This window comes from Clostridium sp. (assembly GCF_036660475.1).
Taxonomy (GTDB): domain Bacteria; phylum Bacillota; class Clostridia; order Clostridiales; family Clostridiaceae; genus Clostridium_J.
The window spans coordinates 634,095-643,917 of the sequence record NZ_JAVXAO010000001.1; the positions used below are offsets into that span (position 1 = coordinate 634,095).

Here is a 9,823-nt window from a genome sequence, read left to right on the forward strand (position 1 = left end):
TTTATTCGCCTCTTCCGCAACAATTCTTATATTTATATCCTGACCCACATGAACATGGATCATTTCTATTAGGCTTTTCTTTTTTCTTCACTGGCTCTTTCTTTAAAGATTTATCCTCGTTGGTTGATGTTATTTCAGCAACTCTCTCTCTCTCTGGCGCTTTTTCCACCCTTACATGGAATAAGTATTTAACTGTTTCATCTTTAATATTTTCTATCATTTCAGCAAACATGTCACTACCTTCCATTTGGTAAGCTTGTGCTGGATCTTGTTGCTTGTAAGCTCTAAGTCCAATACCTTGCTTTAAGTGATCCATATTGTCGATATGCTCCATCCACTTAGAATCAACTATTTTAAGTAGTATAACTCTCTCAATTTCTCGCATTTGTTCTTCACCAAAGTCAACCTCTTTTTCAGTATATAATTCTTTAGCCCTATTAAGTAGTAATTCTGTGATTTCACTATCTGATAAATTAGATAGTTGTTCTACAGTTACCTCACCCTTAGGAAGATAAACATCTTCCATATATTTTATTAGTTTATTTAACTCAATATCAAAAGTATCTTCCACTCCACTTATATGGTTGTTAACTGAAGTTGTAATTACACCTTCAATCATTGTTTGAATTTGTTCTCTAATATCGGCTCCCATAAGCACTTCTTGTCTTTGTTTGTATATGATCTCTCTTTGCTTATTCATTACATCGTCATATTTAACAACATTCTTTCTAACATCAAAGTTATTTCCTTCAACTTTTTTCTGTGCACTTTCTATAGCTCCACTAACCATTTTACTCTCAATAGCATCTTCTTCTTCAAGTCCTAACTTATCAATCATTCCACCAAGTCTCTCTGATCCAAATATCCTCATCAAGTCATCTTCAAGCGAAATATAGAATCTTGAAGCACCAGGATCTCCTTGACGACCAGCACGCCCTCTTAATTGGTTGTCTATACGTCTTGATTCATGTCTTTCCGTTCCAAGTATTTTTAAGCCACCTAGCTCTACAACACCCTCACCTAATTTAATATCAGTACCTCTACCAGCCATGTTCGTAGCAATAGTTACAGCACCCTTTTGTCCAGCTAGTGCTACAATTTCTGCTTCTCGCTCATGGTATTTAGCGTTTAATACCTCATGTGGAATTCCCTTCCTTTTCAGCATAGCAGAAATTACTTCTGATTTTTCTATACTAACTGTACCTACAAGTACTGGCTGCCCTAACTTATAAGTCTCTGTAATTTCATCAACTAAGCATTTATATTTACCCTTAACCGTTTTATAAACAACATCCGGGAAATCATTTCTATCAATTGGCATATTTGTTGGTATTACTATTACATCAAGCCCATAAATTTCTCTAAACTCTGCTTCTTCTGTTTCAGCTGTACCAGTCATACCCGCAAGTTTTGAGTACATTCTGAAATAGTTTTGGAATGTTATCGTCGCTAAAGTTTTAGACTCTTTCTCAACTTTAACTCCTTCTTTAGCCTCAATAGCCTGGTGTAACCCATCACTATATCTTCTACCTTCCATAAGTCTTCCAGTAAAGTCATCTACAATGATAACTTCTCCTTCTTTTACTATATAATCTTTTTCATTTTTCATCATATGGTTTGCTTTTAATGCCTGAACTATGTGATGTTGAGCATCCATATTCTCAGGGTCAGCATAATTCTCTAAATGAAAATATTTTTCTGCCTTTGCTATTCCATCATCTGTTAGAATAACTGAATTTCTTTTTTCATCTACTAAATAATCTTCTTCCATTAATCCTTTAACAAAGAAATCTGCAATTCTATAAAAATCTGTAGATTTTTCACCCTGTCCTGAAATAATAAGAGGTGTCCTAGCTTCATCTATAAGAATAGAGTCAACCTCATCTACTATAACGTAGTTAAGCTTTCTTTGAACCTTCTCTTCTTTATAAACCACCATATTATCTCTTAGATAATCAAATCCAAATTCATTGTTTGTACCATAGGTAATATCACAATTGTACATTTGCTGCTTTTCAACTTGATTTTGACCATGAATTATAACTCCTACTGTAAGCCCTAAGAATTCATGAACTCTTCCCATTTCATCTCTATCTCTTTTAGCTAGATAATCATTTACAGTAATAATGTGTACTCCATCACCAGTTAATGCATTCAAATATGATGGAAGTGTAGCAACTAAAGTCTTACCTTCTCCAGTTCTCATCTCTGAAATTCTACCTTGATGAAGTACAATCCCCCCAATAATTTGAACATCATAATGTCTAAGTCCAAGTACTCTCTTTGAAGCTTCTCTAACCACCGCAAACGCTTCTGGAAGAATACTATCTAACGTCTCCCCATTTTTAATCCTACTTTTAAACTCTTCTGTTTTCAATCTTAGCTCATCATCGCTTAATGCTTCTATATTACCTTCAATATCATTTACCTTTTTTACTATTGGCATTATTCTCTTAATTTCTCTCTCACTATAAGTTCCAAATATCTTATTAAATAATTTCATTTAAAACCATCCTCACTCTTTCTCATTATGTTTTAGTTTTCTCTTTAAATACTAATTAAGATTATATCAGTTATTGATTGCTACTTCAACTTTATACCAAATGTTTTATCCAAAATAAGTAAGTAAAATCTTTATCTTATTATTATAATTTAAACAAGTAAAACCCTATAGCTTCCACTATAGGGTTTTACTTGTTTGTTCACCATTTAATGCGCTTAATTTTTATTTAAAAATCTTGTTCAATCAAACCATAATTTCCATCTTTTCTTTTATAAACTACATTTACCTCATCAGTGTCTGCATTCATAAATACAAAGAAATCATGTGCTAAAAGTTCCATTTGAAGTACTGCTTCCTCTTCATTCATAGGTTTTATAGCAAATCTTTTAGTTTTTACAATCCTAGGTTCATCTTCCTCAGTGTAATTATCATATGCCTGTATATTATTAAATCTTAGAGAGTTATTATGGTTTCTTTTTTCTAATCTAGTTTTTTGTTTTCTTACTTGACTCTCTAATTTATCTATTACAAAATCTATTGAACTATACATATCATCATTCTTTACTTCAGCTCTTAATAATGCATTGTTAAAAGGTATAGTAACCTCAATTTTATGCATATTTTTTTCTACACTTAATGTAGCTGTTGCCTTAATATCATCAATAAAGTATTTATCTATTTTGGATAATTTTTTTTCTACCGCTAATCTCAACCCTTCAGTAATCTCAATATTTTTCCCAATAACTCTAACTTTCATAATGTAGGCCCCCTTCATATTAAGTATCCATATAAATTCTAATTAAAATGTACAATTTAGAATGTACAATAAAATCATTAAGGATTTTTTAAAATTAAATTTAATTAGAATATATATTATATTTATATTTTAATATATTAAATAATATGTTTCAAACTAGCTTTGTCTCACTATTCTGAACCATACTAATTTACATTGCCATTACCTTAATACTTCTTATAAAATCGTCATATATCGCACCCCTATACCATATGCTTTTTTTTCAAATATATGTTATAATTAGATTACACGTGCTATATATGACATAAAAAATAACACCTTGTAAAACAAGATGTTATTTTTGTCGGTTGACCTGGTCTTTGACCCCACACTCGCCTACTGGATGTTTCGCTACCCAGAATTACCCTCTCACTACTAACCCTCTCGCATTTAAGCGGTAGGACTTACCTCTAAGCCGCACCATGATCATTAAACATTTTATTTAACTTACGTGGATCGTTTCGCCTGCGACTGGCATCGACTTTCAACCACAAACCCGACTCTTACATTATACTCTACTTTTTGCAACTGTCAAGATAAAAACTTCATTAATTTTAGCTTTTTTAAGAGCCTTAGCTGCATAAAATCCCGTTGCGCCCGAAGTAATCACATCGTCAATCAAAAGAATTCTTTTTCCCTCTATATTTTTATTACCTCTAACATCAAATGAATCCTTTACGTTATCCCATCGTTTTTTGTTATCTAACCCAATTTGATCTTTGCCATCCTTAATTTTATATAACAATTCACCACAAGGTATCCCACAGCTTTTACTTATAAACTCACAGAGCACTTCACATTGATTGAATCCCCTATTTTTAAGAGATTCTTCACTACTCGGTATAAATGTTATTATATCGACGCTTTCCTTAAGATTGCTTAATATAAACTCACTCATATATCTTGATAAAACCTGGCCTGCAAAAAAGTTTTTTTCATATTTAAACGCCAAAATAAGTTTCTTTAACCCATAGGAATAAAATCCAAGGGAGTTGCACTGAATTTTTTCATCATCGTATTCTATATTATACTTTAAATTAACTATATTAATATCATTTTTACATTCATTGCATATATAATCCAAGTCCTCATATTTTTCGCACATCAAACATTTATCTTCATCACAATAAATAATATTTAGGACACTATTTATTATAGACTTTATAGTTTCAAATAACCCTCTTCCCATGCTCTCTTATTTAACTCCCTTAAAACATTTCTACATATATCCATATGCTTTGTTTCGCTGTTACAAATAAATATAACTTCTTCCCTCTGAGCCATAGACAATCTATTTATTTTACTTGAAATGTAAACCAAATCCTTATAATTAAAATTTATATCATCTGCAAAAAATAGCATAACATTTAATGGATGAACACCTCTAAAATTTTCTTTAAAGTTATCTGTAACTAATATTCCACACTCTGATAACAAAAATCTAGATACATCTTTCCTGTCTAAACTTTTAAGTTTTTCACTAAAGATATTCTTTGTTAGCTTATTGCTTATATTCTTTAAATATCCATAAATTTTATCCACCCGCTCATCATCAGGAACATATATAACAACCTTTTTATTTGTATTTATTGACCATTTTAAGTATTCATATACAACCATTGGTATTTCTTCTGCAACATTCATTCTAGTGGTTATAATTCTTGGTTCTACTATAGGTACCTGTTTATCTTTTCTGAGATTATATAATGTCAATTCATTTTTAAATGCCTCTTCCATAGAGTAACTAATCATAGTCCCATAATTATTACAATTACAATTTAGTACTCTTACTATTGCATCCTTACTATATCTAGGTCTAGAATTAACCTCATCATATATTACAACATCGAATTTTTCTTCTAAATAGATAGCAACATTATGAGTACACACATTTATCTTACCATTAGTAACCGCATGATTTTTATTATCTATGTATTGAATTAAAAATTCATTACTTATAACCTTGCTAATATCAAATGATTCTTTATCTTCATTTATAATATATAATATCCTTCGCCCCTGGCTAAGACACCATTTAAATACATCATTAAAAATTTGTGTTTTATTATTTAAAGACGAAACGATATTAATTTTCTCCACTTTTTTCATTACCGCCTCTATCAACTTGTCTTCTATCGCCTTCTTACTCCTTTTCCCTGCCCCTCTATTTGGTTTTATTGATAACATACAACCTCTCCTAATCTACATATTAATTATCTCTTTTATTCTCCATTTTAAACCTGAATATCTTTCAAAACTTCTATTATTATCTTTCATAAATTCAACCGCTTGAGAACTTCCTACTAAGACAACTAACTTCTTCGCTCTGGTTATACCTGTATATAGCAAATTTCTATTCATTAACAATGGTGGACCTATAAACATAGGCATAATTACTACTGGGAATTCACTTCCTTGACTTTTATGGATTGTAACAGCATAGGCTAGGGTTATTTCATCTAACTCGCTCTCCTCATATTCAACTATTTTATCATCTTCAAAACATATAATAAGCTTATCATCTTCTTCATTAATCTCTGTTATATATCCAACATCTCCATTGAAAACGCCCTTACCTTCTTCATTTGTACCTTTCTTGCTCCATTTTAAACTATAATTATTTTTAATTTGCATAACTTTATCACCGACTCTAAATACAATGTCTCGCAACTCTTTTTCTTCTTTATCTTTACTCTTAGGATTCAAAACCTGCTGCAACTCAGAATTTAAATTATCTATTCCCATTTGACCTTTTCTCATTGGCGATAATATCTGTATATCTCTAACACTATCCCATTTACTATTAAATTTAGGAAGTCTAGTCTTTACCAACCCTATAATCTTTTCTAGCATTATCTCACTATCACTAGCTCTTTCAAGATAAAAATCACTATTCTTAGTATTAAGAAGTGGCATCTTCCCTTCATTTATTAAATGGGCATTTTGAACTATCATGCTTTCCTGACCTTGTCTAAAAATTTCATTTAGTCTTACAACCTTTACCGCACCACTCTCTATTATATCCCGTAAAACCGTTCCCGGACCTACTGATGGTAATTGATCTACATCCCCTACTATAATAAGTCTAGTACCTACTTCCATAGCCTTTAATAATGCATTCATAAGACTTATATCTATCATAGATGCCTCATCTACGATAAGTACATCACACTCAATTGAAGATGTTTCATTCTCAATCTCATCTGGATCCGCATCCATATAGCTTCCTATTTCTAGTAACCTATGTATAGTTTTAGCTTCTCTTCCAGTTGCCTCTGCCATGCGCTTAGCAGCTCGCCCTGTAGGTGCAGCCATATATACCTTTAACCCCAAATTTTCAAATAAACTTACAATACAATTAATAATAGTAGTTTTACCAGTTCCCGGACCTCCTGTTATAACTTCTATACCATTCAAAAACGACCCTTCAATAGCCTCCTTCTGCGATTTAGCTAATTTAATTCCTTGATTTTTTTCAAATTCTGTAACTTCTTTATCTATATTTAATTTAAGTTCATCATATTTAGTTGTAGAAAGTTCAATTATCTTCTTTGTGACAGACATCTCTAGATAAAGGTAAGACATGTTATATACTGCACTTATATCATCTACCATATCCACCTTTATTTTCCCATCTATTATTAATTCGTAAACTCCCTCATCTATTTTTTCTTTATTTACGCCTAATAAACTAATAGATTTATCTACAAGCTTATCCATAGGTATAAAGGTGTTTCCAATAGCACAAAATTCATTTATTACATAATTTATTCCGCTTTTAATTCTAAATAAAGAATCTAATTCAATGCCAAGATTTCTTGCTATAGAGTCTGCAGTTTTAAATCCTATACCAGCTATGTACTCTGTTAATATATACGGATTATCTTTAACAACGTTTATACAATTGTCACCAAACTTTTTATAAATTTTCATAGCTTTACTCACCGTTATTCCATAACCTTGAAAAAACATTATTATGTCTTTAGTAACACGTTGCTGTAAATAAGATTTTGTAATAGTATCTATCCTTTTCTTTCCTATACCCGGTATCTCCTCTAATCTCTGAATTTTATTATCAAGAACTTTTATAGTTTCATCTCCAAAAAAATCAACTATCTTCTTCGCAGTAACTTTACCTATCCCTTCAATTACTCCGCTAGCTAAATATTTTTCGATACCCTTAGTTGTTGTTGGAATTATTTCAGTTATTGTATCTATTTTTAGTTGTTTCCCGAACTTAGGATGAACAGTCCACTCACCTTGAATGCTATATTCTTGAGCTTCATTAATATATGGTATCACTCCTACAGCAGTTATCATTTCTTTATCGCCTTTAAGTTTGCATATTGTATATCCATTATCTTCATTCCTGAATACTACGCTCTCAATTACACCTTCAATCGTCATCATAAACCCTCTCCTAATACATCTTATTCTACACTCATAAATACTATTATAACAAAATTAATCTTCATAACACAAAAAAGTCGAGGATACCGACTTATTTATTTTTCGAAGATGCCTAAGGTTAATTTCAATCACTAATTTCTTATAATATCATCATATAACTAAAGTTCAAATATAGTTACACTTCTGAATTTAAAATACCAAATTTAGAATTTAGAATTTAGAATTTAGAATTTATGGTGAAACTCCAAGGGAGTTTTTCATATCTATAATCAAAATTTCTTAAAAAATTTTAAAAGCCAAATTGAAAAAAGTCCACACTAATAATTCACTTATTATTAGTGTGGACTTTTTTAATAAATATATATCAACTAATTGAATTTGATACATTTCAAAATTTAAAAACTCTTTAAAATCCATAAGAATCTTATCCCTAATTTAAAATTTTGAATTTTAAATTAGACTTTATATATATTTCTTTATTTCATTTACCTTATTTAATTCTTCCCATGGTAAGCTTAAGTCATTTCTTCCAAAGTGACCATATGCCGCAGTTTGTTTATATATAGGTTTTCTTAATCCTAATTCTCTTATAATCGCTGATGGTCTTAAATCAAATGACTTGTTAACTATCTCAACAATTTTATCTTCAGAAACTTTTCCTGTTCCAAAAGTATCTATTTCTATAGATACAGGTTGTGCAACTCCTATAGCATACGCAAGTTGTATTTCTAATTTATCTGCAACTCCAGCAGCTACTAAGTTTTTAGCAACCCATCTTGCTGCATATGCAGCTGATCTATCTACCTTTGTAGGATCTTTTCCTGAGAATGCTCCACCACCATGTCTACCATATCCACCATATGTATCAACAATAATTTTTCTGCCTGTAAGCCCAGCATCTCCCTGTGGTCCTCCAATTACAAATCTTCCAGTTGGATTTATATAATACTTTGTATTTTCATCAAGTAACTCACTAGGAACCACAGCACCTATAACATATTCTTTTAAATCCTTCTCAATCTGATCTCTTGTAACATCTGGGCTATGTTGTGTTGATATTACAATTGTGTCAATTCTAACTGGTTTATTATCATCATACTCTACAGTTACTTGAGTTTTCCCATCTGGTCTTAAATAAGTTAAAGTTGCATCTTTTCTTACTTCTGTTAATCTTCTTGACAATTTATGTGCCATAGCAATTGGTAGCGGCATATATTCTTCAGTTTCATTTGTTGCAAATCCAAACATCATACCTTGATCTCCAGCTCCAATAGCCTCATCACTTTCCATTTTGCCTGATTTACTCTCTAACGCTTCATTAACCCCCATAGCAATATCTCCTGATTGTTCATGTATAGAAGTTAATACAGAACACGTCTCAGCGTCAAAACCGTATTTGGCTCTTGTATAGCCTATCTCTGATACTGTATCTCTAACAACCTTTTGGAAGTCCACATAGCAGTTTGTGCTTATCTCTCCCATTACAAGAACCATCCCAGTTGTTGTAGCCGTTTCACATGCCACTCTAGCATTTGGATCCTTTTCTAATATCGCATCTAATATCGCATCTGATATTTGATCACACATCTTATCTGGATGCCCTTCAGTTACTGATTCTGATGTAAATAATTTTTTCATTATAAATTCCTCCTTAAAGTATATTTCATATTACAACTTATAAAAAAATAAAACCCCTTCTTACATGATAAGAAGAGGTTAGCTAATCAATTTACTAAACTTTCTTATCTTGCAGCATTGCTGCAGGAATTGGCACCATTGCGATTTACGCCGGTTGCCGGGTTTCATAGGGCCTAATCCCTCCACCTCTCTTGATAAGAGAACTATTTTTATTAATTTATGATTCCATGATAACATAGCATAATATCACTGTCAACACATCATAATTTTTTATAACATTAAGTCATACCAGCATATTTTTTAATATCTACAATATTATCAACTTATTTGATGTTTATTAACACATAAAATAATAGAAGACATTAAGAATATTCTTAATGTCTTCTATTTGGTGGAGGAAGATGGATTCGAACCATCGAAACGAAACGTAACAGATTTACAGTCTGCCCCCTTTGGCCACTCGGGAACTCCTCCAC

The 9,823-nt window shown here is 31.4% G+C and carries 6 protein-coding genes, 1 tRNA gene and 1 riboswitch; all 7 genes read right to left on the minus strand.

Annotation, left to right across the window (positions count from 1 at the left end):
• Position 1: 1 nt before the first annotated feature.
• The 7 genes from secA to RSA29_RS02900 all read right to left on the minus strand — a co-directional run bounded on the left by secA (position 2) and on the right by RSA29_RS02900 (position 9,821).
• Complete coding sequence (secA, locus tag RSA29_RS02870; RefSeq protein ID WP_346934227.1) at positions 2–2,503, minus strand: preprotein translocase subunit SecA; 2,502 nt, start codon at positions 2,501–2,503, stop codon at positions 2–4.
• A 226-nt stretch (positions 2,504–2,729) separates the two neighbouring features.
• Positions 2,730–3,260 (minus strand): ribosome-associated translation inhibitor RaiA, encoded by a 531-nt coding sequence (gene raiA / locus RSA29_RS02875; RefSeq protein WP_346934226.1) that lies wholly within the window; start codon positions 3,258–3,260, stop codon positions 2,730–2,732.
• A gap of 547 nt (positions 3,261–3,807) precedes the next feature.
• The gene (locus tag RSA29_RS02880; RefSeq protein ID WP_346941440.1) at positions 3,808–4,488 is read right to left on the minus strand and encodes a ComF family protein; all 681 of its coding nucleotides are present in this window, start codon (positions 4,486–4,488) and stop codon (positions 3,808–3,810) included.
• Positions 4,461–5,486, minus strand: a complete 1,026-nt coding sequence (locus tag RSA29_RS02885) for a hypothetical protein (RefSeq protein WP_346941439.1) — start codon at positions 5,484–5,486, stop codon at positions 4,461–4,463. Before RSA29_RS02885 ends, RSA29_RS02880 begins: the two co-directional genes overlap by 28 nt.
• A gap of 15 nt (positions 5,487–5,501) precedes the next feature.
• The gene (locus tag RSA29_RS02890; protein ID WP_346941438.1) at positions 5,502–7,709 is read right to left on the minus strand and encodes an ATP-dependent RecD-like DNA helicase; all 2,208 of its coding nucleotides are present in this window, start codon (positions 7,707–7,709) and stop codon (positions 5,502–5,504) included.
• Positions 7,710–8,171: 462 nt separating this feature from the next.
• Complete coding sequence (gene metK / locus RSA29_RS02895; protein WP_346941437.1) at positions 8,172–9,347, minus strand: methionine adenosyltransferase; 1,176 nt, start codon at positions 9,345–9,347, stop codon at positions 8,172–8,174.
• 101 nt (positions 9,348–9,448) lie between these two features.
• A riboswitch (SAM riboswitch) is annotated at positions 9,449–9,548 on the minus strand.
• Between the two features lie 188 nt (positions 9,549–9,736).
• Positions 9,737–9,821: transfer RNA gene (locus RSA29_RS02900), tRNA-Tyr, on the minus strand.
• Between the last annotated feature and the right edge of the window lie 2 nt (positions 9,822–9,823).

Coding starts and splice junctions, on each gene's coding strand:
- raiA (WP_346934226.1), bottom strand. CDS start 3,260: ATGAAAGTTAGAGTTATTGGGAAAAATATTGAGATTACTGAAGGGTTG.
- RSA29_RS02885 (WP_346941439.1), bottom strand. CDS start 5,486: ATGTTATCAATAAAACCAAATAGAGGGGCAGGGAAAAGGAGTAAGAAG.
- RSA29_RS02890 (WP_346941438.1), bottom strand. CDS start 7,709: ATGATGACGATTGAAGGTGTAATTGAGAGCGTAGTATTCAGGAATGAA.
- RSA29_RS02880 (WP_346941440.1), bottom strand. CDS start 4,488: ATGGGAAGAGGGTTATTTGAAACTATAAAGTCTATAATAAATAGTGTC.
- secA (WP_346934227.1), bottom strand. CDS start 2,503: ATGAAATTATTTAATAAGATATTTGGAACTTATAGTGAGAGAGAAATT.
- metK (WP_346941437.1), bottom strand. CDS start 9,347: ATGAAAAAATTATTTACATCAGAATCAGTAACTGAAGGGCATCCAGAT.